Raw genomic sequence first — 26,387 nt, forward strand, 5'->3', positions numbered from 1 at the left:
ATTAGCATAGACCTAAGCTAGGACTGCTAAAATATCTGCTTCACGGATAATTGAAACGGAATCATCTCCGTCTTTAACATTGATACCTGCACCATTTTCAACAAGAACTTTATCGCCTGCTGCAACACTAGGTGCAATCAATTCACCAGTAAGAGTACGGATTCCTTCACCTACTGTCAAAACCTCAGCAGTCTTTGTAGCTTCATGACTAGCTCCTGCCAATACAAAGCCACTAGCTGTTTTTTCTTCTGTTTCTTCAAAACGGACAACGATACGATCGCCCAATGGTTTCAATGCCATACCAATTACCTCCAAATGTTATTTATTATTAGTAACGTGTGAAACGTTATTTTTAGCACTCATAAACCACGAGTGCTAATCTATATATTTATTTTAGCACTTGGTCAAAAATAGTCAAGAAAAAACTACCCAAAATCTGAACTTTGGATAGTTTCTTTTTTTGTTTGTTAACCGAGCACCAAGGCATCATCATTGAGGACTTGTCCACTATTTTTGTGGAAGAGGTCCATAAGTTCTGCAACAGTGAGATTTTTCTTTTCTTCACCTCGCACATCGACGACGATTTTTCCATGATAGAGCATGACCAGACGGTTCCCATATTCGATAGCATGTTCCATATTATGGGTAATCATAAGGGTTGTCAATTCTTGTTCTTCAACAATCTTACGTGTCAAATTCATGACCATGTCACTTGTCTTAGGATCTAGTGCTGCTGTATGTTCATCCAAAAGCAAGATTTTTGGACGAACCAAGGTTGCCATAGCAAGTGTCAAGGCCTGACGTTGTCCACCTGACAAGAAATTAGCATCGGTCTTCATACGATTCTCAAGACCAAGACCAAGATCTACCAAGGCTTCCTTGAAGACTTGACGTTCGCTTTCAGTGATAGACTTTTTAAAAAAGCTACGTTTCTTACCACGACGATAAGCAATCGCCATATTTTCTTCGATAGAAAGGTTTGTCGCTGTCCCCATTCGAGGATCTTGGAAAACACGGCTAATGTCTTTAGAGCGCTCATCTACAGATGCTTTCTTAATAGATTGCCCCTCTAACAAGATATCCCCCTCATCAATGCTAAGAACACCTGCAATTGAATTCATCAAGGTTGATTTACCAGCACCATTTCCCCCGATGACAGAGATAAAATCTCCCTGCTCAATGTCGAGATCCAAACCACGAAGGACGTGATTTTCATTGACCGTGCCTTTTTCAAAGGTTTTATGAATCTGTTGTAAACTAAGTAAAGCCATTACTTGTCACCTCCTAGAGTCAAGGATTTGTTAGGTCTAATTTTCAATTTTTGTCGTACTTCTGGCACATAAAGGATGATAGCAAGCAAGATGGCTGAAGCCAATTTCAACATTTGAGCATCAACGTTCATGGCAAGGATAATAACCAAGACCAAACGGTAGAGAACAGCACCTACGACAATTGACCAGAGGCGTTTGCCAAGTGGTAGATACTTGACGATAACTTCGGCTAAGATGATTGCAGCCAAGCCATTTACGATTGTACCAGTACCCATATTCATATCCGCATAGCCATTGTTTTGAGCTAGGAGGGCACCTGATAGGGCAATCAAACCATTAGAAATCATGTAGCCAAGTATCTTCATGCGGTCAACCTTGATACCATTGGCTTCACCCATGGCAAGGTTATCACCTGTTGCACGAAGAGCAAGTCCAACCTGTGTATTAAGGAGAACAACCAACATAAGTACTACCAGACTAACAAAAATCAGTCCTAATAGAATCACACCATTCAGCTTAGATAGACCAAGATTCATCACCATAGTCACCAGCGTGTTGTGTCCTGAAAGAGAGACATTGGCACTTCCAAGAACCAAAAGGTTAACTGAATAGAGCCCTGTTAAGGTAATGATCCCCGTTAAAAGTGCTGGTATCTTCATTTTCGTATGCATAAAGCCAGACACCGCTCCGGCAAGCATACCAGCAACAAAACCACCTAGAGTCGCAAAGATTGGGGTGATTCCACGGATAATCATGATAGTTGTCGTAGCAGCACCAAGTGGGAAGGCCCCCTCAGCTGTCAAATCAGCAAGGTCCAAAATACGGAAGGTAATGAAGACCCCAATAGCCATAATAGCCCAGAGAAGTCCCTGAGAGATGGCTGTTAGCACCACATTTGAAAATCCTTTTTTAGAAGACTTATTGACCTTAATCTTAATGACACCCTTATCTTTTTTAGAAATTGGTTTGTCATCTTGCGTTGATGCTTTAGATTCCTCGTCACTAATGCTAGAAACATCAATGCCAAGTTCTTTAGCCATGTCATGGTTTACCACAACATTAAGTGTTTTAGGATACTCTGCATCGACATCCTTGACCTTCTCACCTCGGAGAACACGGCCTGCCAACTTACCTGTTTGACGTCCAAGCGCTTCATAGTTAGTTCCATAAGTGAACAGGACACCTTTTTCTACACTACCAGCGTCACTACCAACAACTGGAACCTTAGTCTCTTTAGAAAGATCTACCAAGGTATTAATAGCACTAACAATGGTATTGTCAGTTGGGATGAAGATGACTTCGGTCTGACTCATCAAGCTCTTGGCTGTATCTTGGATATCATTGGTTGATGAAATTCCTTTGATAACCGTTTCAATACCAGCTTCCTTGAAGTATTTCTTGGCTTCTTCAACCTGAACTTCTGAGTTACGCTCACTGGTCGTGTACATAATCCCAACTTTTTTAGTATTTGGAAGGACCTTTTTCAACAACTCGACTTGTTTGTTGATTGGTGACATGTCGCTTGTCCCTGTCACATTTCCTCCAACATTGTCCATAGACTTAACCAATTTAGCTGAAACTGGATCTGTAACAGCTGTAAAGAGAATTGGCTTGTCCTTTGTCAAACTACTCAAAGACTGGGCTGCTGGGGTTGCGATAGCTAACATGACATCATTATCTTCAATAAGCGACTGAGAAATCGTCTGCAAGTTAGACTGATCTCCTTGTGCATTCTGATAATCGATTTTGATGTTCTTACCGTCGACGTAACCTTCCTCTTTGAGTTCTTCAATGAACCCTTTACGTGTCGCTGACAAGGAAGGATGTTCAACATATTGGAGCACACCGACGTGAACCAAATCTTTATTAGAAGCATTGGAACATGCTACCAAGAGGACAGCTGTGATAACAGCCATCATACTGACCAAGAATTTCTTCATCTTGTATACCTCTATTTTTTATTCTATCTATTTCCAATTTTCTTTTATGCTTTTTCCGAGACGATAGGGTCAAAAGCAAGCAAATTAGACCTTACATCGCTTCATCAGATCCTAAAGTCCGTCGTCCAAAGACCATCACCTTTTGACCTTATAAAAAGTCGGCTAGAATTCACCATTTTTTAGACATCTAAAGGTCAAAAGAAAACTAAAAATAGACCACGGTATGAAAAAACCAGTTAGGACAGGCCCAACTGGTTTTCTGCATCTTGACTAGCATAGGCTAGCTTATGTCACCGGTTAGACCTATTCATCTAATCGGCTAATCCATCACAAAATGCTTTAGCTTCATAGATACAAACTGACTGACGCTTGTATCCTGAAACACAAACGTCCTATCTAAAGAAACTAAAGTAATAAAAAGCTTTAAGATTTCCCAAATGGGTCGCTTTATTAAGCATGTGATGCCTCCGTAGTTATGATAGTTTTAAGTTTACACTATTTAGACAATTCTGTCAAATTGGAATTTACTCTCTTTTCTCTCAATTTATCATTATCACTGCAAAAGAAAAATCTCTTCCTGCTCCAGCAAGAAAAGATTTTTTAATCTTAAGCATCTTGTTCTGTTGTTAAGATAGCAAGTGTTTCAATCAAGTTATCGGCATTAACTTCAATAGTATCACCAGTTGCCTTGATTTTAACTTCAACAACACCTTCGCAAGCTTTTTTACCAACTGTAACACGGATTGGAAGTCCAATGAGGTCACTATCAGAGAATTTAGAACCGACACGCTCATTACGATCATCTGTCAAGACATCATAACCTTCAGCCATAAGAGCTGCTTCCAAACGTTCTGTCAAAGCATTGGCTTCTTCATCCTTAGTGTTAACTGTGATCAAGTGAACATCATATGGAGCCAATTCTTTAGGGAAGTTAATTCCCCATGCATAGCGGTATTGACCTTTTGGTGTCTTGTTAACAAAGAGACGTGCATGTTGTTCAATCACAGCTGACAAGATACGGCTAACGCCGATACCGTAACATCCCATGATAATTGGAACAGCACGGCCATTCTCATCAAGAACGTTAGCACCCATACTTTCAGAGTAACGTGTCCCAAGTTTAAAGATATGACCAATCTCGATACCACGCGCAAACTGAAGGACACCTTGACCGTCTGGAGAAATTTCACCCTCTTTAACTTCACGAATATCCACGTATTCTGCCTTGAAGTCACGCTCTGGGTTAACTCCTGTCAAGTGGTAACCATCTTCGTTAGCTCCAACAACCGCATTAGCCACATCTTGAACCTTACGGTCCGCAACGATGCGAACATTTTCAGGAAGGTTAACTGGACCAAGGGAACCGAAGTTAGCACCAAAGACTTGACGTGCTTCATCTTCCGTAGCTGGTTCGAGGAAATCAGCTGCAAGGTAGTTTTTCAACTTCACATCGTTAACCTGATCATTACCAACGAGAAGAGCCACTACTGGTTCATCATCAGCGATGAAAAGTAAAGTCTTGATGGTTTGTTCTTCTGGAACATTCAAGAAAGCAGCGACTTCATCAATTGACTTGCAGTCTGGCGTTTCAACTCGAGTCACTTCTTCTTGAGTCACAACCTTAGTCGCTGGTGTGTAGGCGTTTGTTGCCATCTCAAGGTTAGCTGCATAGCTTGACTCTGTAGAGTAGGCAATTGTGTCTTCACCAGATACCAACCATGATGTCAATTCTTTCTTGATTTCTTCCATGACATCTTCTGGGATCTCATCCAATGAAGCAATTGACTTGTCAAGAACTACCCAACGGTTGAGATCTGTACGCTCAGGAGTAACCGCCATAAATTCTTGAGAATCCTTACCACCCATGGCACCACCATCACCGATGATTCCCTTAAATTCAAGGCCAGCACGTGTAAAGATAGCCTCGTAAGCTTTACGGTAGTCTTCATAGGTTACATCCAAATCTTCATAGTTTTGGTGGAAACTATAAGCATCCTTCATGATAAATTCACGTGTACGAAGAAGACCGTTACGAGGACGTTTTTCATCACGGTATTTTGATTGGATTTGGTAGAGGTTAAGTGGCAATTGTTTGTATGATTTAACTGCATCACGAACCAAGGCTGTAAACGTTTCTTCGTGAGTTGGACCGAGGATAAAGTCAGATTTATCACGGTTTTTTAGTTTATAAAGGTCTTCACCGTAAGTTTCATAACGGCCTGACTCACGCCACAAATCTGCTGTCAAAAGCGCTGGCGCCAACATTTCAACCGCACCGATTTTTTCAAACTCCTCACGCATGATAGTTTTGAATTTCTCGATAGCACGATTTGCCAATGGCATATAAGCATAGATACCAGCAGAGACCTGACGCACGTAACCCGCACGTACCATAAGAGCATGACTGATAACTTGAGCATCACTTGGCATTTCACGAAGTGTTGGAATCAACATTTTACTTTGTTTCATCATTTACATACTAAGGAGGCTGGCCCTTGGGTCAAGTCCCTTAGACTTCCTTTCGTTTCTTTGTTTCTAATTAAAAGAAAGCACGCATAATATCATTCCAAGTGACTGCAATCATAAGAACAACCATGATAGCAACACCTGCAAGTGTAATATAGCTTTCAATTTCTTGATTAAGTGGTTTACGACGAATGGCTTCAATAATATTCATAACAATTTTTCCACCGTCAAGGGCTGGAATTGGGATAAGATTGAAAATTCCCAAGTTAATTGAGAGCATCCCCATAAGGTTAAGAATGGAAATCAAGCCACTTTCTGAAGCCTGGGCAGACATCTGGAACATGGCAACTGGTCCACCAAGTTTATTCAAACTAAAGTTGGTGATAAGCCCCTTGAGTGCCACGAGAATTTTGAAGGCCCCTTCCCAAGCCATTTGGAAACCACCAAAAATCTTATCTTTTAGACCTGTTTTTAAGGCAGGAGAAACACCCAAAAAGTAGCTACCTTGACTCTCCTTAGGTTTAACAGAGACCGTTTCTTCCTGACCGTTACTTCTCTTAACCGTCACAGAAAGGCTGTCACCTTTGGAGAATTTTTGAGTATTCTCTGTCAATGCTTCCTTCAAGCTGTCCCAATCAGTAACCTTGTCCTTATTGATAGCCTCGATGGCATCACCATTTTTCAAGCCTGCTACCTGAGCAGCACCACCATCAGCCACCTGAATACGGTTGGTTGATGTGTCTTGAACACCACCTTGAACAAAGGCTAAGATAATAAAGACAAGCACCCCAAGGATGAAGTTATTCATAGGACCAGCAAAGTTGGTAATTAAGCGTCCCCAAATGCTAGCATTTTGATATTGGACATCCTTAGGAGCGATACGAAGTTCTGTACCATCCTCCTCAACGATAGTGGCATCATGGTCAACCTCATAGGTCTTGGTCTCATCTAGGACTAGACCTGTAATGGTTAACTTATCTTCCAAATCATAGGCAGTGACGTTCATAGGTAAAGCCGTCTGGTCAACCTGGCGATCCGAAAGATTGATACGTCTTACCTTACCATCTGATCCAATCGTTAGACTAGCAGGACTACCTGTTTTAATCTCAGTTGTATCTTCACCCCAACCAGCCATACGGACATAACCACCCAAAGGGAGAATACGGATAGTATAAACGGTACCATCCTTACCAGTGTGTGCAAAAATTTTCGGTCCCATACCAATGGCAAATTCACGAACCAAAATTCCTGAACGTTTGGCGAAAAAGAAGTGACCAAACTCATGGAAAACGACAATCACACAGAAAATCAGTAAAAAGGTAATAATAGCTTTCATCTAGACACCCCCACTCTTAAAAAAGTCCTAGGAAGTGCATGATTGGGAAAACGAAGATCCAGCTGTCACAACGATCCAAAATACCACCATGCCCAGGAATGAGATTGCCTGAGTCTTTAACGCCAAAGTGACGTTTAATAGCTGATTCAACCAAATCACCAAATTGACCAAAAATACTAAAGAGAATCGTACAGATAAGCAACCAGAAGAAGTTATGAGGGGCATAAACTCCGTGGTTAATCAAACCAAAGATAAGAGCCACAATGATTGCTGATAAGATACCACCGACACTACCTTCAATAGTCTTATTTGGTGATACTTTTGGCAATAACTTATTTTGACCAAATTGACGACCAAAGAGGTAAGCCCCAATATCCGTTGCCCAAACAATAAAAAGGGCAAAGAGAACCTTTTCCCAACTATCCAAACGTGCTACAATGAGATTTTGGAAACCAAAACCAACATAAAAGGCAGATGCGATTGGATAAGCTGCATCGTCAAAAGAATAGTGGTCGCTATTAAGGACAGTCCCCGCTAGAATCAAAAATGAAATAACAGCGAAACCTGTCACACTAGCATTTGTTGGAAGACTGATAAAATACCGATCAATCGGTACAGCCAAGATAAAGGCTGCCACCATTGATAAAATACCCTCGATAGAGAAAATCTCCAAGTGCTTCATGCGAAGCATCTCAGACACCGCAACCATGGCCATAGCCCCAACTAAAAGTTGGAAAGGAAGACCGCCGATAAAGAGCAATGGGAGGAAAATGGCTGCTACCACACCCCCACCAATTAAACGTTCTTGCATGAGAGGTCCTTTCTAGACACCACCGAAGCGACGGTGACGTTTATTGTAGTCAGAGATGGCTTGACGTAGCCCCTGCTGGTCAAAGTCTGGCCAGAAAACATCTGTGAAGTAAAACTCACTATAGGCAGATTGCCAAGGTAAGAAATTACTAAGACGAAGCTCGCCACTCGTACGGATAATTAAATCTGGATCACGATAGAGGTAAGGCAATTTATCTGTCATCAAATGCTTAGCAATGAGATCTTCATCAATAGCTTCAGGACTGAGTTTTCCTGCTTCAACCTCTTTAGCAATCGCTTGAACAGCAGATACAATCTCCGCACGACCACCATAGTTCAGTGCAAAATTAAGAACCAAACCGGAATTATGTTTCGTCTGCTCAACTGCCTTTTCAAGAGCATCTAAAGTCTCCTTAGGCAAACGACTGTTATCTCCGATTGTCAAAATACGAACATTGTTTTTGTCTAATTCTGGTACATACTTGTTAAAAAATTCAACTGGCAAATTCATGATGAATTTCACTTCATCTTGTGGGCGTGACCAGTTTTCAGTTGAGAAGGCATAGACGGTCAATACCTTAACTCCAAGTTGTGATGCTTCGATAGTTACCTTTTGCAAGGCGTCCATCCCAGCCTTATGCCCCATCACACGTGGTTGTAGACGCTTTTTAGCCCAACGGCCATTTCCATCCATAATAATACCAATATGGTTGGGAATATTGTCTAGAACCTCTTGATGAGATTTTTTTCTAAATTTAAACATGGAATATCCTCTAAATATAGTTTACCCTTTATTTTACCACATTTTCAGGGGTTCTGAACAGCTTTTAATACCGATAAGATTAGAAAACGCAAAAAGACCAGGATTTAACCTAGTCTCAAATACACATCTTACTTTTCATCAGAAGACTCAATTGCTGAATCTTCTTCGATAATTGTCTTTTTAGTTGTTTCTGCTGTTTCTGTAGTTGGTGCTGGTGTGATCACTTTCATGATTGAACGACTCAAATCAAAAGTCAAGAAAACACCTTCTGCATCCAAAACGATACGGTTATTCTCTTTGTCAATCTCATCAACAATAGCAATCAAACCACCGATTGTTTCAACTTCAGCACCCTTAGCAAGGCCTGCAAAACGGTCTTCCTGTGCCTTTGCTTGGCGACGACGGCTGAAAGCCACATAAGCAACAATAGCGACCACATAAATGGCCAAAACTAGCATCATATTCATATTTCGTATTCCTCCAATAATTCACTTGGCTACTACTATATCAGATTAAGTCAGGACAAGCAAGACAAATCCTTAGACAGACCACACAAAAACACTTTCCATCGTGAGGAAAGTGTTGAATGAGACTACATATCTGCTACGTTGTGGTAAACCTTTTGAACATCATCGTCTGCTTCAAGCGCATCAATAAGTCCTTCGAAAACTTCAAGGTCTTCACCTTCAAGAGTAACCTCAGTTTGTGGAATCATTTCAAGTTCAGTCACTTGGAACTCTTCCTGTCCGTTAGCACGGAGAGCTTCCAACGCTTTATGAAGATCTGTTGGCTCAGTATAAACAGTGATAGTACCATCTTCTGCTTCTACATCTTCAACTTCTACATCAGCTTCAAGCAATTGTTCAAAGATTGCGTCTGCATCTTCACCTGCAAAAACGATAACACCTTTTTTATCAAACATGTATGAAACAGAACCTGATGCACCCATGTTACCACCATTTTTACCAAAGGCAGTACGTACGTTAGCAGCTGTGCGGTTAACGTTTGAAGTCAAAGTATCTACGATGATCATAGAACCATTTGGCCCAAACCCTTCATAACGTCCTTCAACGAAAGTTTCATCTGTGTTACCTTTAGCCTTATCAATGGCCTTATCAATAACGTGTTTTGGTACTTGCGCTTGTTTAGCACGCTCCAAAACAAATTTCAAAGCTGAGTTTGATTCTGGATCTGGTTCACCTTGTTTAGCAGCTACATAGATTTCAACACCAAACTTAGCGTACACCTTTGAGTTTGCACCATCTTTAGCAGTTTTCTTAGCAACGATATTAGCCCATTTACGTCCCATGGGATTCACCTCTTCTAAGAGATGTTCTGACATCTCTGATTTGTTTTTTTCTTTTTTGAAAATAGCAAAACACGCTAAATTCACAATCCCTTACATTATAGCACTTTGACTGCCGTTAGTAAAATTGAAATAAATCCTAAGCATTTATCATATCAAACATTTACTCAGCGTCCTCTCCCAAGCAAATAATCTCATCAAAATATGGTTCATTTCCCTTTATTAGATGGTGGGTAACTGTGATATAAGTGATATTAGGATCACTTAATAATAGGTGCTCAATACGAGTAGCATTATTATGGTCAAGATTTGCAGTGGCTTCATCAAAAATCACAACCGAACTTCCTTTTAAAAACGCTCTTATCAGGCCTATTCTTTGTTTTTGACCCTCCGAAAAGCTACCGTCACTTACTTGCTCATCTATACGACTTAGGAAAGATAAAAGATTAACTCTTTCAAGAGCTTCCTTGATGTGCGTATCAGTAATGGCTTCATTCCAAAGAGTTAGATTGTTCCTCAAGGTGTCATTATAGATATGAGTTTGACTCCCAACATAGGCACAATTAGATACGATTGAGTTCTCATCAATCTCTTTTAACTCCAATTTCTCAAACAAGATTTTTCCCTTATAATCTTTAAGATTTCCTAGGAGCATATTAAGCAGGGTGGACTTCCCACTTCCTGAGCATCCAGTAATAGCGTACTTACCTCCCTCTTTAAAGGTTTGAGTGAATCCCTTAATAATACCCTTCTCTCCAAAATGATAACTTACATTCTCAAAACGAACATCCTGAATAGTCGCTATGCAAGTCTTTGGATCCTCTGGATAATCGTGAAATTTTTTTAAGATAGGATCGACAGACTTAATTGTCACTTGCAGCTGATTAATGGTAGATAGAGAGTTAAAAATATTACCTGATATCTGACCCACAGAAGCAATGGTACCTACGGCAATATTCCCAAAAATAATTAACAAGCCAGTTAGAAGAAGTATCAACATCTGAGCGGCAACTGAAAATAAAGCCATCAGCGTCTCAGTGCTAGTATTTCTTTTTGTAAAAATAATTTTTTGTACAATATATTCCTCAACAATGGACCTTACTTGTCTAAGAAATATCTGTTTACGACTGGCATAATAAACATCCGCATATCCATATAACTGATCGCTTACTCCAGAAACAAGTTCCTCATTCGCTTGGGAAAATTTCTCCATTGATTTCTGCATTTTATTGGTAAATGGTTTGGGAAGATAGGTCAGACACAAAGTTAAAAAAATGGCTAACAGAACAATCCTTACATCATAACTTAATAAGGCAATAATTGAAAACAAAGTAGTGAATACTGTTGAACAAAGGGTATAAATACTTGTAAAGCCATTTGATTCAATCAATTGAATATCATTATTTAATACAGAGAGATGCTCTCCAATATCACTCTTTCTGAATTCACTAAAAGAATGGTGAATAATTTTACTAAGATAAGACTGACGAATAGACAAAGTCATTTTCTGGATTAGTTTTGTTTGATTTACAGCAATAATATAATTTAAAACTAAATAAATAACGTAAAGCCCTACCTCTAAACCTAATAAAGCTAAAAAGGATTGGATTCGCTTCGATACCAGCTGATTAGTCATTAAAGCCAAGGTTACCGAAGCACTCACGAAAATAGCAGCATTCAACGCTAGCAGTAAGATATGAACTAAATTTTCATATTTGTATTTAAGAATATAGGTTCTCATAGATTTCCTCACAATCTAAATCACCTTGGTATTTAGTCAGTTGGATAAATTGAATACATTGGAACTCCATATATCCATTGAAAATTAAAAACCATAGTGATATTGTACTATGGTTTTAGTTTATTCTATTTTTCAACTCACTCTATAAAATTGTCATATAGTGGAATTTAGCAACTCTTGATACTCTGATTCCTTAGTAAGCAATAAATTTTCCGCACCTAAAGTCCTAAGAGTTTCTAAACACCCCTCAATTAGATTTCTCCCTTCAGTAACTTCACCTGACTTTATCAAGTAGGTTCCCATTACAAATATCAACTCATGTCTTTCATATAAGAGGACCTCAGGAATTCCACTATCATTGACTAAATCTAAGTAGTATTTCGCAGAATCTAATTCATCACGTCGTAAAAATTCATAAGCTGCATTAATAAGAAGACTAAGTCGAATTCTTTGATTTGAGTCGCTCTTTCCAAAAAGTCTAGTTCTATACACGATCTCCTTGGTCAAAACATTAAGTGTCTGGGTGGAAATAAACGACATACTATTTCCTAATATGATTAACTCTCTTTTTCCCCATTGTTCAATGCTAAAAAGATAGTCTGTTAATTCCCTTACCTTATTTTCATCAACTTCTTTATTTGAAACACTTACCAAAAAAGATTCTAGCATAATACTGTTATAGAGAAATGATTTGTCTTGTGTGAGCTCAAATTTATGACGCTCTTCTCCAGCGTACTTCTGTAACAATAAAATATCGTTTTGATAATAAGCCTTACTAGCACTTTCTAATAACTTTTCAGTATGAGTTGGATTATCTTGAGATAAAATACCATAGAACTCTTCAATACTGACATCCAATTTATCTAACAAAAGAAAAAATCTAGATAATGAGATATCAGATTCTCCACGTTCAAATTTTGATAGGAAAGATACTGATAAATAATCACTAGCAAGTTCTTTCAATGTCAAATTCTTTGATAAACGAATTTTTTTCAACAAAGCACCCATTTCAACAGGTCCAATCATGATCCATCCTCCTATGCTTGAACTAATTATAACAGCAATCATTTCTAAATTAAAGAGCCACAAAGCCCAACTAGCCAGTCCAAAACGTTTAAAATAAAAATTCGTAAATTAACCTACAAGAAATAATCAATGGAAAGTTTTAGCTTACAAATGGATAAAAAAAGACCAGCCAAAGCTGATCTTATCTGAGAATTACAAGCGAGCGTTAAGTTCTGCTCCAAGTTCTTCAAATCCTGGTTTACCAAGAAGGGCGAACATGTTTTTCTTGTATGCTTCTACACCTGGTTGATCGAATGGGTTGATAGCATTCAAGTAACCTGAAAGGGCGATAGCAATTTCAAAGAAGTAGATGATGTAACCCAATGTAAAGGCATCTTGTTCAGGAAGAGTGATGAACATGTTTGGCACATCACCATCTGTGTGTGCAAGAAGAACACCGTCTGTTGCTTTTTTGTTAACAAAGTCAACATCTTTACCTTGGAGGTAACCAAGTCCATCAAGATCTTCTTCCAATTCAGGGATAATCACGTTCTTACGTGGTTTTTCCACACGAACAACTGTCTCAAAGAGGTTACGTGTACCTTCTTGGATAAATTGTCCAAGAGAGTGCAAGTCTGTTGAGAAGTTTGCTGATGTTGGGTAGATACCTCTTTGGTCTTTACCTTCAGATTCACCAGCCAATTGTTTCCACCATTCTGAGAAGTATTGAAGTGATGGTTCGTAGTTAGCTAAGATTTCAGTTGTGTAACCTTTACGGTAAAGGATGTTACGAAGTGCAGCGTATTGGTAAGCTTCGTTTTCAGAGATTTTAGATGAAGAATACTCTTTACGTGCAGCGTTAGCACCTTCCATAAGGGCTTTGATATCAGCACCTGAAGCTGCGATTGGCAAGAGACCTACAGCTGTCAATACTGAGAAACGTCCACCGATGTCATCTGGAACAACGAAAGTTTCCCAACCGTTAGCATCTGCTTCAACTTTAACTGCACCTTTTTGGCGGTCAGTTGTTGCGTAGATACGTTTGTTTGCTTCTTCTTGACCGTATTTCTTAACAAGGAGTTCCTTGAAAACACGGAAAGCGATAGCTGGTTCAGTTGTTGTACCTGATTTAGAGATAACGTTAACTGAGAAGTCTTTATCTTCAACATACTCAAGCAAGTCTGCAAGATAAGTTGATGAAATTGAGTTACCAGCGTAAACAATTTGTGGTGCTTTGCGTTCTTCTTTTGTTTGAAGGTTAGCAAAGTGATGATTCAAGAAGTCAATGGCTGCTTTGGCACCAAGGTAAGAACCACCGATACCGATAACAACCAAAACATCGCTTTCTTCTTTGATTTTTTCAGCAGCTTTCAAGATACGATCAAATTCTTCACGATCGTAGTTTTCTGGAAGGTCACGCCATCCAAGGAAGTCTGCCCCTGGGCCAGTTCCTTTGCGAATCATTTCGTCTGCTACTGTTACTTGTGCTTGAAGGTTGTCCACTTCGTGTGGTGCTACAAATTTATCCAAAACTTTTGAATAATCAAATGTAATATGAGCCATTAGTCTCTCCTTATAAAAATTCAATTATAGCTTCTAGTTTACTCTTTTATTTGTCTTTTGACAATGTTTTTTACCCTTATTAGGTCATAATAGGATACAGTTCTACTTAAATGTTAATTCTGCTTCAAGACCGTAGTGGTCACTTACCAAAGGTTGATTATTGCCGTCAAAAATCACACTAAGGCGCTCTACTGTCCAATCTTGGCTTGCAAAGACATAATCGATACGTAAAGGCTCTTCATTGCCCTTCCAGCCATCGATACCTGGTCCAACTGTATAGCTACCAGTTGTTTCTTTAGCTACTTCAAAACTATCTTGAAGATTGAGCGAGCTAGCCAAGATGGCTTGATGCCCTTCGCGACCTGCTGGGTTATTAAAGTCACCTGCTAGGATGAGCGGTTTCCCAATAGCTTTGAAACGTTCCTCAATACGTGCCCACTCTTCTTGGAAACCTTTGTCCCACCATGAAAGGTGAACACTAGCAACAGCAACTTCTCGGCCATCTACAGTAGTTTCAGCAACTGCTACACGGCGTGTATGGTAGTCAGTTGGATCATCAACATCTGAAACCAAGATTTCACTCGCTGTCAATGGTTGACGTGACAAGACGGCAACCCCTTCATTAAGGTGATCATAACCAATGTGATTATAGGCCCAAGTCCAATGGTATTGAAGCCCTTCTTCAGCCAACTTTTCCACAAGAAGACGGACAAAGTGATCTTGGTGGATTGGTGTTGCTGATGGAAGTGCATGATAGTAAGCATCCGTGTCTACAACAGAAGTCTCTATTTCTTGGTTAACTTCCTGGAAGCAAATAATATCATACTTAGCCTTTAGGATCTGTTCCTTTAAGGTTTGGAATTTTCCTTCAGCATCTTCTTCCATCCAACTGTGGGTATTTAAAGTTAGAAATTTCATAAGTTTATCCCTCTTCTGACTTGCATCTAGAAATGACATAGGGTCATTTACAAACAAAACAGCCCAAGGGCTGTCTGCTTGTTTATCGTTTAGCAAATTAAAGTTCTACTTCTGCAACTGGAGCGTTAGCAGCCAATTTACCTGTATGTTCTACTTTAACTGATTTGATTGCATCTGCATTTGTAAAGACAACAACTGTAGATGTTTCACGACCTGCTTCACGGATAGCATCAAGGTTTGCTTCAACCAAGAGATCACCTGCAGCAACTGTTTGACCTTCAGTAACTTTAACGTCGAATGGTTTACCTTCAAGGCTAACAGTGTCAAGTCCGATGTGAACCAAAACTTCAAGACCATTATCTGTTACCAAACCAAGAGCGTGTTTAGTTGGGAAGATGCTTGTCACTTTACCAGCTACTGGTGAAACGATTTTACCGTTTTCTGGTTCTACAGCGAAGCCGTCACCCATCATTTTTTGTGAGAATACTGGGTCTTTAACATCTTCGATGTTGATAACTTGACCATCAGCAACTGAATGCACTTCATCAGTCACACCTTTGAAGTTAGCTTCTGCTTTTTGAACAGCAGTCATTTGACTTGGAAGTGTTTCAGGAATAACTTCACCTGAATCAAGAACGTCTTGGATATCAGATTTCAATACGTCTGCTTTAGGACCATAGATAGCTTGAACCCCTTGTCCTTTCATGACAAGACCCATAGCTCCTTCAGCTTTCCATTGTTCTTCAGTTCCGACTTTTTCAGCGTCTTTAACAGTAACACGGAGACGAGTCATACATGCGTCAACATCGACGATGTTAGCACGTCCACCAAGAAGGTTGATAATGTTGATAACTTGTGAACTTGCTGAGCTTGTTCCAGCACCTGCTGATCCAGCAGATTCTGCAGGAGCATCATCGTTTTGTTCATAGTTACCGTTACGTCCTGGTGTAGCGTAATCAAATTTCTTAATCATGAAGTTTGCGATGAAGAACATGATAACACCAAAGAGTACAGTTACCCAAATGAAGTTAACGATATCCATCGCCAAACCAGCGTTAATAGCGAGTGGTGTACGTGTCAAGAATTCGATAGAACCGAATGAGTGAACACGAAGGTGAACGATATCAGCCATTGCAAAGGCAGCACCTTGTACAAATGCGTAAATAATGTAAAGTGGAGTAGCTACGAACATGAACATATACTCGATAGGCTCTGTTACCCCTGTCAAGAATGTTGCAAGCGCAGTTGCAGTCAACATACCTTTGTACTGATGTTTCTTATCATCATCAACGTTACGGTAGATAGCTACCACCATACCCATCAAGATACCAAATGAACCAATCATTTGACCAACTTTGAAACGAGCTGGTGTAACGGATTCAAGAACGTGTTTATATTGCTCTGGGTTTGAACCTTTAAGGTTTGCAAGGTCAGTAACCCAAGCAAGCCAGAGTGGGTCTTGACCCAATACCTTAGTACCTTTTGCAGCACCGGTCAAGACTTCATAAGTACCACCCAATTGAGTGTAGTTAATTGGGATAGTCAACATGTGGTGAAGACCAAATGGCAAGAGAAGACGTTCCAATGTACCGAACAAGAACGGTGCCAAGATTGGAGCAGTTTCTTTTGAGCTGGCAATCCACATACCAAAACCATTGATTCCTGATTGAATAACTGGCCATACGATAGCAAGAACGATAGCTGCAATAGCTGAACGAAGAATAACTACGAATGGTACGAAACGTTTACCATTGAAGAATGACAAAGCTTCTGGCAATTTACGGAAGTTATAGTATTTATTGAAGGCAGTAGCTCCGATGAAACCAGAGATGATACCTACGAATACACCCATGTTAAGGGCTGGAGCTTCCATAACACTGATGAAGTAGTCAGACACCTTAATTGATTGACCAAAAACGGTGTGAACTGTTGCAGCCTTATCAGCAAGAATATCTGAAGTAACACCAAAGATTGAACCAGTCAAACGGTTAATCAAGATAAAGGCAAGACCTGCCGCAAAGGCACCGCCTGCACGTTCCTTAGCCCAGCTACCACCAATGGCAAGGGCGAACAAGATGTGAAGGTTACCAATAACCCCCCAACCAATCTGCTCAAGAAATCCACCAGTAATAACGAGTGGTGCCATGTTTGGATTAATCATGGCAATCGTTTTACCGATAGAAATCATGAGACCTGCTGCTGGCATAACCGCGATAACGACCATGAGGGCTTTACCGAATTTTTGCCAGAACTCAAAGCCAAATTTTTCTTTTAGCTTATTCATTTCATTTCCTCCTATGTTTGATGCAAACGTTTGCATAACTTATACAATTATTATAGCACCTTTTGATGATTTGTAAAGCGTTTTCGTAAACTTTTTTTGAATTTTTTTACAAATTTAAAAAAACTCAGAAAAACCGGGGTTACTTGATTTTTTTTAAGCCATAAGAACCATCAAAATTGGAATAACAATCATGGTAGCAAGGGTAGTCTCAGTAACCATGACAGCAGCGTAATCACTATCAGCCCCATATAGTTTAGCAACAACTGGAGCATTGGTCATGACAGGCATAGCCGACTGGATGATAAAAACTTGCTTCATCAAAGTTGGGAGGGGTGCCCAATATACGATGGTAGCCATCAAGAGAGGAGCAACCACAAAGCGTCCCAGCAAAATCAGTAACTGGTCCTTTTTAAGAACCAACTGCTTGACACCTGCATTGGATACTGACAAACCGATGAAAATCATAGATAAAGGAGTCGTCAAACTACCTAAATACTGCAAGTCACTGGCTAAAAAGCTTGGTAATTTAATATGGAGGATAACAATAATAAGGCCTAACACGAAGCCCATTAGAGGGGGGGAGAAGATTTTTTTCAGACTTGTTCTTAAATCAAATTCAGCGTCTCCTTCCCCATCACGTTGGATGAGGTAGGTCCCCAAGGTCCAGAAAAAGGTTGTATTGCACATATAATAGATAAGAACATAGGGGATACTAGCATCGCCAAAGAGGGCTTGATTGATAGGGAGCCCCACAAAAATGGTATTCGAATTAAAAAACATGGAAATAAAGAGACCACGACGCTCCTTTTTCACTGCAAAAATTCTAGCCACCGCTGTCGCAATCCCGAGTAAAATCACCATAGAAAGTGTAGGAAAACGCAATTCCGGCAACATTTTAAGTAGGTCTGCCGCTGTGAAACGCTGTGTAATCGTATAGAGCATATAACAAGGAAGGGCAATTTGAGTGACTAGCTTAGCTATAAGACCACGTGACTTGTCGTCAAACCAGCCTTTTTCACCCATTACGAATCCCACTAAAATCATACCCAAAATGACTAGGATTCCCGATATACTCGTTAGAAAGATTTCCATGTTTTCTCCTTTTTTGTTACTATTACAAATGATAATGGATACCAGAGAAATATAATCATCATTTCTGCCTAGAAAGCTACCATTCTTATTTTAACTTCTCTCAAAAACCATTTTAGTATATCACAAAAAGAGCTTGATTTCTCAAGCCCTTTTCTTCTATTATCTATTCTGCTTTTAAGAGAGGTTCAAAGATTGATACCAGACCAAAGAAGGCGATAAAGATAAGGGTAATAGTGGCACTAGCTGGTGTTTCCCAATAATAGGAAATAAAAATACCAGAGAGCATGCCAACCAAACCAATACCAATAGCCCAGAAAATGACAGATTTAAAGGTTTGACCTATTTTCATACCAATAGCTGCTGGAAGAATCATGATGGTGGAAACCAAAAGTGACCCTGCTGCTGGAATCATCAGGGCAATCGCTATCCCTGTCACAATATTGAAGAGGAGAGACATGAGACGAACTGGCAAGCCATCCACATGAGCGGTGTCCTCGTCAAAGGTTAAAAGATACATAGGACGAATAAAGAGTAAGGTCAAGACCAGTACAATAGCCGCAATAACAAAGAGGGCATAGACCTGTTCAGAGCTAATGGTGATGATAGAACCAAAAAGATAGCTATCCAGACTCATGCTACTGCTACCCGCCTTGTTACTAAGAATAAGAGCCACTGCCAATCCCATTGACATGAGGATAGCCGTTGAAATCTCCATATAATGCTTGTAACTGACCCTGAGATATTCCAAAACCAAAGCGGCAATAACCACAACCACAAGGGTCATCCAAGTGGTTGATTGTCCCAAGAAAATCCCAACAGCTACCCCAGCTAGGGACACGTGACTCAAGGTATCGCTCATCAGACTCTGACGACGAAGAATTAAGAAGAGCCCCAAAATCGGAGAAAAGATGCTGATAGCAATCACGGCGAGAATAGCACGTTGCATAAAATCATAGGCTAATAATTCACTAATCATGTCTGTGCTCCTCTCCATCCTTTTCATGAACATTGAAACAACGCCAAGGCAATTTCTGATTACGAACCAGATGAATATTACGGTCTGTGTACTCTTTGACTTCCTCTGGGTCGTGGGTAATCATCAAGACCGACTTGCCATGCTTGTGAGCCGAGTGGTGCATGAGTTCATAGAAAGTATTAGCTGTCCCTGCATCCATACCCGTCGTTGGCTCATCCAAGACAAAAATATCTGGATCTGAGGCAAAAATACGAGCAATAACAGCACGTTGCTTCTGGCCACCTGAGAGACGCCCAATTTGCTTGTGACGATTTTCCCACATACCTACAGACTCAAGGGCACGTTGAACGTGTTCCAAGTCGTGCTTCGTCAAACGACGAAACCACCCCTGACGAGGATAACGGCCAGACTTCACAAACTCGTAGACCGTGCTCGGAAAACCTGCATTAAAGCTGGCAATTTGCTGGGGAAGATAGGCCATACGAAGCTTTTTACCATCTTTATTGGTTTCAGAGATGGTTACAGTTCCCTTCTTAGGCTTGAGAATTCCGAGGGTAGCCTTGATAAGCGTTGACTTGGCCGCTCCATTTTCCCCAGTCAGGGTTACAAACTCCCCAGAATCCAAATGATAGTGAATATTGTCCAAAACGGGCTCCGCATCATACTGGAAGCTCAGTCCTTCAACTGTAATATAGCGCATCTTATTCCTCAATTTTTTCTGCTAATTTTGTCAAGAAACGTCCAATAACCTGACGCTCTTGATTATCAAACTGATTCAATACAGACCGATAAACCCCCAAGGTCTCTTGGTGGTGTTCCTCATGCTCCTGAGCTATGGGTTGAGCCTCTTGTGTCAAGACAAAGTAGGTCACGCGCCCATCATCCTTGTCTTTCTTAGCCTCCAACATACCCTCTTTGACCAAGGTTTTAACAGCCTTGGTAACAGCAGCCTGACTGACATTTAAGGTCTTTGCCAACTCCGAATTAGTCTTGCGACCCTCAGCCAAAAGCATGAGAATATGTTCCTGAGTATTAGTCAATTTGACTTGACTACGGCACTGCCCAATAAGGAGCTCATGCTGATTTTCAGACTTGAGCACGATTTGATTAATCAATTGATTGACTTGTTCTTCTAGTTCTAGCATTGCTTTCTCCATTTACTTAACCAGTTAATTATATCGAAAACACAGAGATTTTGCAAGGGAGGACAAAGAAAAAGATTGGTGATGGGCTATCATCACTATCAAGGAAGAATAAAGGTAAAATAAAAACCTAACCAAGCTGGTTAAGTTTTCATCAGATATAGATTTATCGTAAAGTCGCAAAGATTTCTTCGACCTGAGCCACAGACTCGGCACGTGAGACTTCGCCACGAACCTTAGCTGCTCCTGCTGTTCCACGAAGATAGTGTGGTGCAAGACCACGGAATTCACGGACAGCAATCTTTTCACCTTTAAGGTCTACCAAACGTTTGAGATGATCTTCGGCGATGTCCAATTTCTTATCAAATGGAAGTTCTGGCAACTCCTCTCCTGTTTCGAAGAAGTGGTTGATTTGCGTGAAAATGTAAGGATTATTCATGGCTGCACGACCAACCATAACGGCATCTACACCAAGTTCTTCAATCATGAGCTTAGCGTCTTGAACGCTACGAACATCACCATTTCCGATAAACGGAATCTTAGTGATAGCCTTAGCAACTCGGGCCAAAGTCTCATGATCACAGTGACCTGTGTACATCTGCTCACGGGTACGACCATGCATGGCAAGGGCAGAAACACCTGCAGACTCAGCAGCAAGAGCATTTTCCACAGCCAAATCACTATTTGACCAACCCGTACGCATCTTAACAGTCAAAGGAATATCAAGTACTGACGTTACTTCCTTGACGATGTGGTAAATCTTGTCTGGATCCTTGAGCCACTTGGCACCAGCTTCATTTTTAACTACCTTATTGACCGGACAACCCATGTTGATATCAACGATATCAGCCTTTGTATTGGTCTGGATAAAGTCAGCCGCACGCTTCAAGCCCTCAGCATCACCACCGAAAAGCTGGATAGACATTGGATGCTCATTCTCATCAATATGAAGCATGTGGAGGGTCTTCTCATTATTGTAGAGGAGCCCTTTTTCAGAAATCATCTCCATAACCACAAGACCAGCACCAAATTCCTTGGCAATGGTACGGAAGGCCGAGTTGGTCACACCTGCCATAGGAGCTAATACTGTACGATGAGGAATCTCTACATTTCCAATCATGAAGGACGAATTAAGTTTAGTCATTGATGAGTTCCTCCAAGTCAGCTTCTGAAAATTCATACTTAGTTTGGCAGAATTGACAGACGATTTCAGCACCATGGTCCTCGTCTTTCATGGCTTGAAGTTCATCCTTACCAAGTGTCAAGAGGGCATTTTCAAAACGTTCACGTGAGCAATCACACTCAAAGCTAAGCTCCTCTTCAGACAAACGTTTGAAAGGTTCATCCCCATAAATGGCATTCAAGAGAGCTTCGATATGGTCATCAGACGCCAAAAGCGTTGAAATGGCTGGCATCTCTTGGATGCGTTTTTCGTAACGAGCGATTTCTTCCTCGCTAGCTCCTGGCAAGACCTGAAGCATGAAGCCACCAGCAACCTTGACCTTGTCCTCTTCGTCAAGAAGTACATTAAGACCTACAGCAGATGGCGTTTGCTCAGATTCTGTCAAATAGTAGGCAAAGTCTTCACCGATTTCACCAGAAATAAGTGGTGTTGATGACGTGTAGGGATTACCAGTTCCATAATCGATGATAGAAACAAACTGCCCTTGTCCCATGAAAGGACCCACCAAGACTTCACCAGTTGCTGTTTTCTTGATGTCCACACCTGGATTTTGGATGTAGCCCTTAACATGTCCTTTGGTATCAGCTACAGAGATGATATGCCCAAAAGAGCTGTTCCCGATAACTTTAACCGTAATTTTGCTCTCACCTTTTTGGTTAGCAGCCAAGATTTGATTGGCAATAAGGGTACGCCCCAAAGCAACTGTTGATGATGATAATGTATTGTGTTTTTCTTGTGCGGTTCTAACTGTTTCTGTGCTATCAAGAACATAAGCACGGAAAGAACCTGATTCTGAAATTGTTTTTATTAATTTATCCATAGTGACTCTATTATAACACAAAAAAGAGGGTGGAAAAGTCGTAAACGCTTGGCGTTTCCTCTCCCACTCTCTCTAGCAAATTACCATGAAAATTCGGACAGCTTTTCCCTCAAACTTGCTATTTTCCTCTCGTCAAAATGGTGTTTCTGCCTTATTACAGGTGGCAAATTCTCCAAATACTCCATATAGACACTGACAAGGAGATTATAGTCATTAGTCGTCAAACGCTTGAGTTGACTATGAATGAAGGTAGTTGCCTGATCATACTGTTCATGGATTAACAAGTCGTCAATGTAGTCATTTCCATCAATAGTGCGACCTTGCTCGTCCTCCACCTGACCTAAATCAATATCTAGAGTCTCAAATTTAAAAGCCTTACTGACAACATTAGCTGTCCCACGAATCTGATTGAGTAGCCAGTCACTGTTATATACTCCCATATTAGTCCCCTCCATTACTTACTATTCAAATCTATTATATCTTTTTAAATATCAGTTGTAAACGCTTTCTGATTATTACAATTACTCCCTTCCTAACATTAATCTAGAGCTCATTTCTTGATTTTTCAAGCAAAACAAAAAGGACCGTCTGGTCCCTTTAGATTATCAGAGTTTTTACCCAACTGATCCTTCCATTTCATAACTAATCAAGCGGTTAAGCTCAACAGCATATTCCATTGGAAGTTCTTTGGTAAATGGTTCCACAAATCCCATGACAATCATCTCTGTTGCTTCTTGTTCTGAAAGTCCACGGCTCATGAGGTAGTAGAGTTGCTCTTCAGAAATCTTAGAAACCTTAGCTTCGTGTTCAAGAGCAACTTGTGAGTTATGGATTTCGTTGAATGGGATAGTATCTGATTTAGATAAATCATCCATCAAGATGGTGTCACATTCGATGTGAGATACCGATTTCTTAGAATCCTTGTTGAAAGTGACTTGTCCACGGTAGTCAACCTTACCACCATTACGAGCAATAGATTTAGAGACAATAGATGATGATGTATGCGGTGCATTGTGAATCATCTTAGCCCCTGTATCTTGGTGTTGACCCGCATTGGCGAAGGCGATTGAAAGCATGGTACCACGCGCACCTTCTCCATCAAGGTAAACAGATGGATACTTCATAGTTACTTCGGCTCCAAGGTTACCATCAATCCACTCAACAGTCGCATTTTTCTTAGCCGTAGCACGTTTAGTTACCAAGTTGTAGACGCTATCTGACCAGTTTTGGATAGTTGAGTAGCGCATGTAGGCACCATCAAGTGCAAAGATTTCAACGATAGCCGCATGAAGGCTGGCAGTTGTGTAAGTTGGCGCTGTACATCCTTCAACATAGTGAACGCTGGCACCTTCATCAACGATGATAAGAGTACGTTCAAACTGAGCAGTTGCTTCGTTATTGATACGGAAGTAGGTTTGAAGCGGAATATCCACCTTAACGCCTTTAGGGACATAGATAAAGGTACCACCTGACCAGAAGGCTGAGTTAAGGGCTGCAAATTTATTATCTGTTGGCGGAACCAGTTTTGAGAAGTACTTCTTGAAGAGTTCTGGATGCTCTTTAAGAGCTGAATCCGTATCTGTAAAGATAATCCCCAACTTGTCGTACTCTTCTTTCATATTGTGGTAAACCACTTCTGATTCATACTGAGCTGAGGCTCCAGCAAGATAAGCACGCTCTGCTTCTGGGATACCAATACGTTCAAAAGTTTCCTTGATTTTCTCAGGAACATCTTCCCAGTCACGAGCAGGTTTGTCTGATGCCTTTTGGAAATAAGTCAGGTCATCAAAGTTAATACCAGAAAGGTCTGGACCCCACTCTTGCATGGCCATTTTGTTAAAGGTTTCCAATGATTTTAAGCGGAATTCAAGCATCCACTCAGGTTCCCCCTTTTCAGCAGACATGGCACGGACCACGTCTTCACTGATTCCTTTTCCGGTTGAAAAGACTGGTGTCACATCATCATGGAAACCGTATTTATATTCTCCCAAATCAATGGGTTTTGGTTCTACTTTTTCATTTGTTTCAGTCATAGTATTTTCCTTTATTAAAGGTTTGATTCGTTTTCCTTTTTGCTTGGGCAAGGAGACTGACTGCTCCTTGACTTCCTAAAGCTCACTTCTCTCTATAGCTTTTTTAAGGGCATTCCAAGAGAGTGTTGCACATTTGATACGTTGTGGAAATTTAGAAACCCCCGCCAAGAGCTTAGCCTCACCTAGCTTATCTTCATCTTTATGATCTCCTTGAATCATAAGAGAGAAAATCTCCGCTAGTTCCAAAGCCTCTGCCTTAGTTTTACCAATAACCGCATCCGTCATCATACTTGATGACGCTGTAGAAATAGTACAACCATCTCCAGCAAAGGCAATGTCTTCAATCACGTCACCATCAAATTTTACTGACAGATTGATAACATCTCCACAAGTCGGATTATTCAGTTGAAGTTGCTCCACATCAGGTAGAACACCATGATGGTGAGGGCTCTTAGAGTGATCGGCCACAACAGCCATATATAAACTATCTAGTCTAGAGAGTGCCATTGAAAAACTCCTTCGTCGCAAGAATTGCCTCTACAAGCTTGTCACAATCCTCTTTAGTATTGTAAATATAGAAGCTTGCTCGGGCAGCTGATGAGATACCTAAATGATTGATTAAAGGCTGAGCACAGTGGTGACCTGCACGCACTGCTACTCCTTCATAGTCAAGGGCAGTCGCCACATCATGAGGATGAAGCCCATCAATGTTAAAGGCAATAACACCTGCGTGCTGGCTAGGATTCTCTGGACCGTAGACTGTCAATCCCTCAATCTCATGAAGTTTAGGCAAAACATAGTCTACTAACTCCTGCTCGTAAGCATGAACATTTTCCATACCTAAAGCAGAGAGGTAGTCCACAGCAGCACCAAGAGCAATAGCCCCCGCAATGTTAGGTGTACCAGCCTCAAATTTCCAGGGCAATTCCTTCCAAGTGGCTTCCTGTTCATAAACGAAATCAATCATTTCACCACCAAATTCAATAGGTTTCATCTGGTTAAGAATCTCTTCCTTGCCGTAAAGAACCCCAATCCCTGTTGGACCTAACATCTTATGTCCAGAAAGGGTGAAGAAATCACAATCCAAATCCTGAACATCAATGGCCATGTGGGGCGCCGATTGGGCACCGTCCACCACCATATAGGCACCAACTTGGTGGGCGAGCTTGGCAATTTCTTTGACAGGATTGATGCAGCCTAAAACGTTAGAAACCTGAGCTAGACTGACAAATTTTGTCTTTTCAGTAATCTTGTTGGCCAAATCTTCCATATCCAATTGGCCATCTTTCAAGTAGGCGTAAACAAGTTTAGCCCCCGTCTTCTTACAAGCTTCCTGCCAAGGAATGATATTCGAGTGGTGTTCCATAATTGAAATAACCACCTCATCTCCTGGCTCAAGAACCTGCTCTGCAAAACGACCAATCCAGTTAAGACCTGTCGTCGTTCCACGGGTAAAAAGGACCTCTTTGGTTGATTTAGCATTGATAAACTGACGAAGCTTTTCACGACTAGCTTCGTAAGTAGCTGTTGCACGCTCAGCCAAGGTATGTACACCACGGTGAACATTGGCATTGTCCTCATGATAGTAAGCCATGAGAGCGTCCAAAACGACTTGAGGCTTCTGGGTCGTTGCTGCATTATCCAAGTATACCAAAGGTTCATCATTAACTACCTGATCTAAAATGGCAAAATCTTGTCGAATCTTATAGGCATCTAAAGCTGACATCTTATCTCCCTA

At 40.7% G+C, this 26,387-nt stretch carries 24 protein-coding genes; all 24 read right to left on the reverse strand.

Annotation, left to right across the window (positions count from 1 at the left end):
* Positions 1-12: 12 nt before the first annotated feature.
* A complete protein-coding gene (groES, locus tag LG375_RS05940) occupies positions 13-300 on the reverse strand; it encodes a co-chaperone GroES (RefSeq protein WP_225745484.1) in 288 nt (95 codons plus the stop codon).
* Positions 301-467: 167 nt separating this feature from the next.
* The gene (locus tag LG375_RS05945; protein WP_002883592.1) at positions 468-1,271 is read right to left on the reverse strand and encodes an ABC transporter ATP-binding protein; all 804 of its coding nucleotides are present in this window, start codon (positions 1,269-1,271) and stop codon (positions 468-470) included.
* Complete coding sequence (locus LG375_RS05950; protein WP_225745485.1) at positions 1,271-3,211, reverse strand: ABC transporter substrate binding protein; 1,941 nt, start codon at positions 3,209-3,211, stop codon at positions 1,271-1,273. The genes LG375_RS05945 and LG375_RS05950 overlap by 1 nt, the downstream gene beginning before the upstream one ends.
* 606 nt (positions 3,212-3,817) lie before the next feature.
* Positions 3,818-5,680 (reverse strand): proline--tRNA ligase, encoded by a 1,863-nt coding sequence (locus LG375_RS05955; protein WP_142236163.1) that lies wholly within the window; start codon positions 5,678-5,680, stop codon positions 3,818-3,820.
* Positions 5,681-5,750: 70 nt separating this feature from the next.
* The gene (gene rseP / locus LG375_RS05960) at positions 5,751-7,013 is read right to left on the reverse strand and encodes an RIP metalloprotease RseP (protein ID WP_073685732.1); all 1,263 of its coding nucleotides are present in this window, start codon (positions 7,011-7,013) and stop codon (positions 5,751-5,753) included.
* A gap of 16 nt (positions 7,014-7,029) precedes the next feature.
* Positions 7,030-7,824, reverse strand: a complete 795-nt coding sequence (locus tag LG375_RS05965; protein ID WP_073690039.1) for a phosphatidate cytidylyltransferase — start codon at positions 7,822-7,824, stop codon at positions 7,030-7,032.
* 12 nt (positions 7,825-7,836) lie between these two features.
* Positions 7,837-8,586, reverse strand: coding sequence for an isoprenyl transferase (locus LG375_RS05970; RefSeq protein ID WP_002886457.1), 750 nt, complete (start codon positions 8,584-8,586; stop codon positions 7,837-7,839).
* A gap of 128 nt (positions 8,587-8,714) precedes the next feature.
* A complete protein-coding gene (locus tag LG375_RS05975) occupies positions 8,715-9,053 on the reverse strand; it encodes a preprotein translocase subunit YajC (RefSeq protein ID WP_013989990.1) in 339 nt (112 codons plus the stop codon).
* A 125-nt stretch (positions 9,054-9,178) separates the two neighbouring features.
* The gene (locus LG375_RS05980; RefSeq protein ID WP_002883635.1) at positions 9,179-9,895 is read right to left on the reverse strand and encodes a YebC/PmpR family DNA-binding transcriptional regulator; all 717 of its coding nucleotides are present in this window, start codon (positions 9,893-9,895) and stop codon (positions 9,179-9,181) included.
* A 160-nt stretch (positions 9,896-10,055) separates the two neighbouring features.
* Positions 10,056-11,633 (reverse strand): ATP-binding cassette domain-containing protein, encoded by a 1,578-nt coding sequence (locus LG375_RS05985; RefSeq protein WP_107372491.1) that lies wholly within the window; start codon positions 11,631-11,633, stop codon positions 10,056-10,058.
* A gap of 153 nt (positions 11,634-11,786) precedes the next feature.
* Positions 11,787-12,659: a helix-turn-helix domain-containing protein gene (locus LG375_RS05990; protein ID WP_048790380.1), complete on the reverse strand. Its 873-nt coding sequence runs from the start codon at positions 12,657-12,659 to the stop codon at positions 11,787-11,789.
* 192 nt (positions 12,660-12,851) lie between these two features.
* Positions 12,852-14,201 (reverse strand): glucose-6-phosphate isomerase, encoded by a 1,350-nt coding sequence (locus LG375_RS05995; RefSeq protein WP_002883580.1) that lies wholly within the window; start codon positions 14,199-14,201, stop codon positions 12,852-12,854.
* A gap of 102 nt (positions 14,202-14,303) precedes the next feature.
* Positions 14,304-15,119 carry an endonuclease/exonuclease/phosphatase family protein gene (locus tag LG375_RS06000; RefSeq protein WP_021143492.1) on the reverse strand — a complete coding sequence of 272 codons (816 nt, stop codon included), beginning with the start codon at positions 15,117-15,119 and terminating at the stop codon, positions 14,304-14,306.
* Positions 15,120-15,216: 97 nt separating this feature from the next.
* Positions 15,217-17,403, reverse strand: a complete 2,187-nt coding sequence (locus LG375_RS06005; RefSeq protein WP_225745486.1) for a PTS transporter subunit IIBC — start codon at positions 17,401-17,403, stop codon at positions 15,217-15,219.
* A 153-nt stretch (positions 17,404-17,556) separates the two neighbouring features.
* Positions 17,557-18,495: an AEC family transporter gene (locus LG375_RS06010; RefSeq protein WP_225745487.1), complete on the reverse strand. Its 939-nt coding sequence runs from the start codon at positions 18,493-18,495 to the stop codon at positions 17,557-17,559.
* Between the two features lie 163 nt (positions 18,496-18,658).
* On the reverse strand, positions 18,659-19,471 hold the full coding sequence (locus tag LG375_RS06015; RefSeq protein WP_037598920.1) for a metal ABC transporter permease: 813 nt from the start codon (positions 19,469-19,471) through the stop codon (positions 18,659-18,661).
* Positions 19,464-20,171: a metal ABC transporter ATP-binding protein gene (locus LG375_RS06020; protein WP_037597367.1), complete on the reverse strand. Its 708-nt coding sequence runs from the start codon at positions 20,169-20,171 to the stop codon at positions 19,464-19,466. The genes LG375_RS06015 and LG375_RS06020 overlap by 8 nt, the downstream gene beginning before the upstream one ends.
* A gap of 1 nt (position 20,172) precedes the next feature.
* Positions 20,173-20,616 carry a zinc-dependent MarR family transcriptional regulator gene (locus LG375_RS06025; protein ID WP_225745488.1) on the reverse strand — a complete coding sequence of 148 codons (444 nt, stop codon included), beginning with the start codon at positions 20,614-20,616 and terminating at the stop codon, positions 20,173-20,175.
* A 163-nt stretch (positions 20,617-20,779) separates the two neighbouring features.
* Complete coding sequence (gene dusB, locus LG375_RS06030) at positions 20,780-21,757, reverse strand: tRNA dihydrouridine synthase DusB (protein WP_070576221.1); 978 nt, start codon at positions 21,755-21,757, stop codon at positions 20,780-20,782.
* Positions 21,750-22,616: an Hsp33 family molecular chaperone HslO gene (hslO, locus tag LG375_RS06035; RefSeq protein ID WP_048790378.1), complete on the reverse strand. Its 867-nt coding sequence runs from the start codon at positions 22,614-22,616 to the stop codon at positions 21,750-21,752. Before hslO ends, dusB begins: the two co-directional genes overlap by 8 nt.
* 80 nt (positions 22,617-22,696) lie before the next feature.
* Positions 22,697-23,056, reverse strand: coding sequence for a hypothetical protein (locus LG375_RS06040; RefSeq protein WP_037597357.1), 360 nt, complete (start codon positions 23,054-23,056; stop codon positions 22,697-22,699).
* A 174-nt stretch (positions 23,057-23,230) separates the two neighbouring features.
* Entirely contained in the window at positions 23,231-24,649 is a 1,419-nt protein-coding gene (gene sufB / locus LG375_RS06045; RefSeq protein WP_002883666.1) for a Fe-S cluster assembly protein SufB, read from the reverse strand.
* Positions 24,650-24,724: 75 nt separating this feature from the next.
* Positions 24,725-25,156, reverse strand: coding sequence for a Fe-S cluster assembly sulfur transfer protein SufU (gene sufU, locus LG375_RS06050; RefSeq protein WP_002883658.1), 432 nt, complete (start codon positions 25,154-25,156; stop codon positions 24,725-24,727).
* Positions 25,143-26,375 (reverse strand): cysteine desulfurase, encoded by a 1,233-nt coding sequence (locus tag LG375_RS06055; protein WP_225745489.1) that lies wholly within the window; start codon positions 26,373-26,375, stop codon positions 25,143-25,145. The genes sufU and LG375_RS06055 overlap by 14 nt, the downstream gene beginning before the upstream one ends.
* Positions 26,376-26,387 lie beyond the last annotated feature (12 nt).

Source organism: Streptococcus sp. Marseille-Q3604 (assembly GCF_916619785.1).
GTDB lineage: Bacteria > Bacillota > Bacilli > Lactobacillales > Streptococcaceae > Streptococcus.

Bases quoted from the DNA above. Each gene is read 5' to 3' on its own strand.
- LG375_RS06010 (WP_225745487.1), bottom strand. From the start codon at position 18,495: ATGGAAATCTTTCTAACGAGTATATCGGGAATCCTAGTCATTTTGGGT.
- LG375_RS06025 (WP_225745488.1), bottom strand. From the start codon at position 20,616: ATGCTAGAACTAGAAGAACAAGTCAATCAATTGATTAATCAAATCGTG.
- sufB (WP_002883666.1), bottom strand. From the start codon at position 24,649: ATGACTGAAACAAATGAAAAAGTAGAACCAAAACCCATTGATTTGGGA.
- dusB (WP_070576221.1), bottom strand. From the start codon at position 21,757: ATGACTAAACTTAATTCGTCCTTCATGATTGGAAATGTAGAGATTCCT.
- LG375_RS05975 (WP_013989990.1), bottom strand. From the start codon at position 9,053: ATGAATATGATGCTAGTTTTGGCCATTTATGTGGTCGCTATTGTTGCT.
- sufU (WP_002883658.1), bottom strand. From the start codon at position 25,156: ATGGCACTCTCTAGACTAGATAGTTTATATATGGCTGTTGTGGCCGAT.
- LG375_RS05945 (WP_002883592.1), bottom strand. From the start codon at position 1,271: ATGGCTTTACTTAGTTTACAACAGATTCATAAAACCTTTGAAAAAGGC.
- groES (WP_225745484.1), bottom strand. From the start codon at position 300: ATGGCATTGAAACCATTGGGCGATCGTATCGTTGTCCGTTTTGAAGAA.
- LG375_RS05955 (WP_142236163.1), bottom strand. From the start codon at position 5,680: ATGAAACAAAGTAAAATGTTGATTCCAACACTTCGTGAAATGCCAAGT.
- LG375_RS06015 (WP_037598920.1), bottom strand. From the start codon at position 19,471: ATGATTAGTGAATTATTAGCCTATGATTTTATGCAACGTGCTATTCTC.
- LG375_RS06000 (WP_021143492.1), bottom strand. From the start codon at position 15,119: ATGAAATTTCTAACTTTAAATACCCACAGTTGGATGGAAGAAGATGCT.
- LG375_RS05965 (WP_073690039.1), bottom strand. From the start codon at position 7,824: ATGCAAGAACGTTTAATTGGTGGGGGTGTGGTAGCAGCCATTTTCCTC.
- hslO (WP_048790378.1), bottom strand. From the start codon at position 22,616: ATGGATAAATTAATAAAAACAATTTCAGAATCAGGTTCTTTCCGTGCT.
- LG375_RS05990 (WP_048790380.1), bottom strand. From the start codon at position 12,659: ATGATTGGACCTGTTGAAATGGGTGCTTTGTTGAAAAAAATTCGTTTA.
- LG375_RS05995 (WP_002883580.1), bottom strand. From the start codon at position 14,201: ATGGCTCATATTACATTTGATTATTCAAAAGTTTTGGATAAATTTGTA.
- LG375_RS06040 (WP_037597357.1), bottom strand. From the start codon at position 23,056: ATGGGAGTATATAACAGTGACTGGCTACTCAATCAGATTCGTGGGACA.
- LG375_RS05950 (WP_225745485.1), bottom strand. From the start codon at position 3,211: ATGAAGAAATTCTTGGTCAGTATGATGGCTGTTATCACAGCTGTCCTC.
- LG375_RS06005 (WP_225745486.1), bottom strand. From the start codon at position 17,403: ATGAATAAGCTAAAAGAAAAATTTGGCTTTGAGTTCTGGCAAAAATTC.
- LG375_RS05970 (WP_002886457.1), bottom strand. From the start codon at position 8,586: ATGTTTAAATTTAGAAAAAAATCTCATCAAGAGGTTCTAGACAATATT.
- LG375_RS05985 (WP_107372491.1), bottom strand. From the start codon at position 11,633: ATGAGAACCTATATTCTTAAATACAAATATGAAAATTTAGTTCATATC.
- LG375_RS06020 (WP_037597367.1), bottom strand. From the start codon at position 20,171: ATGCGCTATATTACAGTTGAAGGACTGAGCTTCCAGTATGATGCGGAG.
- LG375_RS06055 (WP_225745489.1), bottom strand. From the start codon at position 26,375: ATGTCAGCTTTAGATGCCTATAAGATTCGACAAGATTTTGCCATTTTA.
- LG375_RS05980 (WP_002883635.1), bottom strand. From the start codon at position 9,895: ATGGGACGTAAATGGGCTAATATCGTTGCTAAGAAAACTGCTAAAGAT.
- rseP (WP_073685732.1), bottom strand. From the start codon at position 7,013: ATGAAAGCTATTATTACCTTTTTACTGATTTTCTGTGTGATTGTCGTT.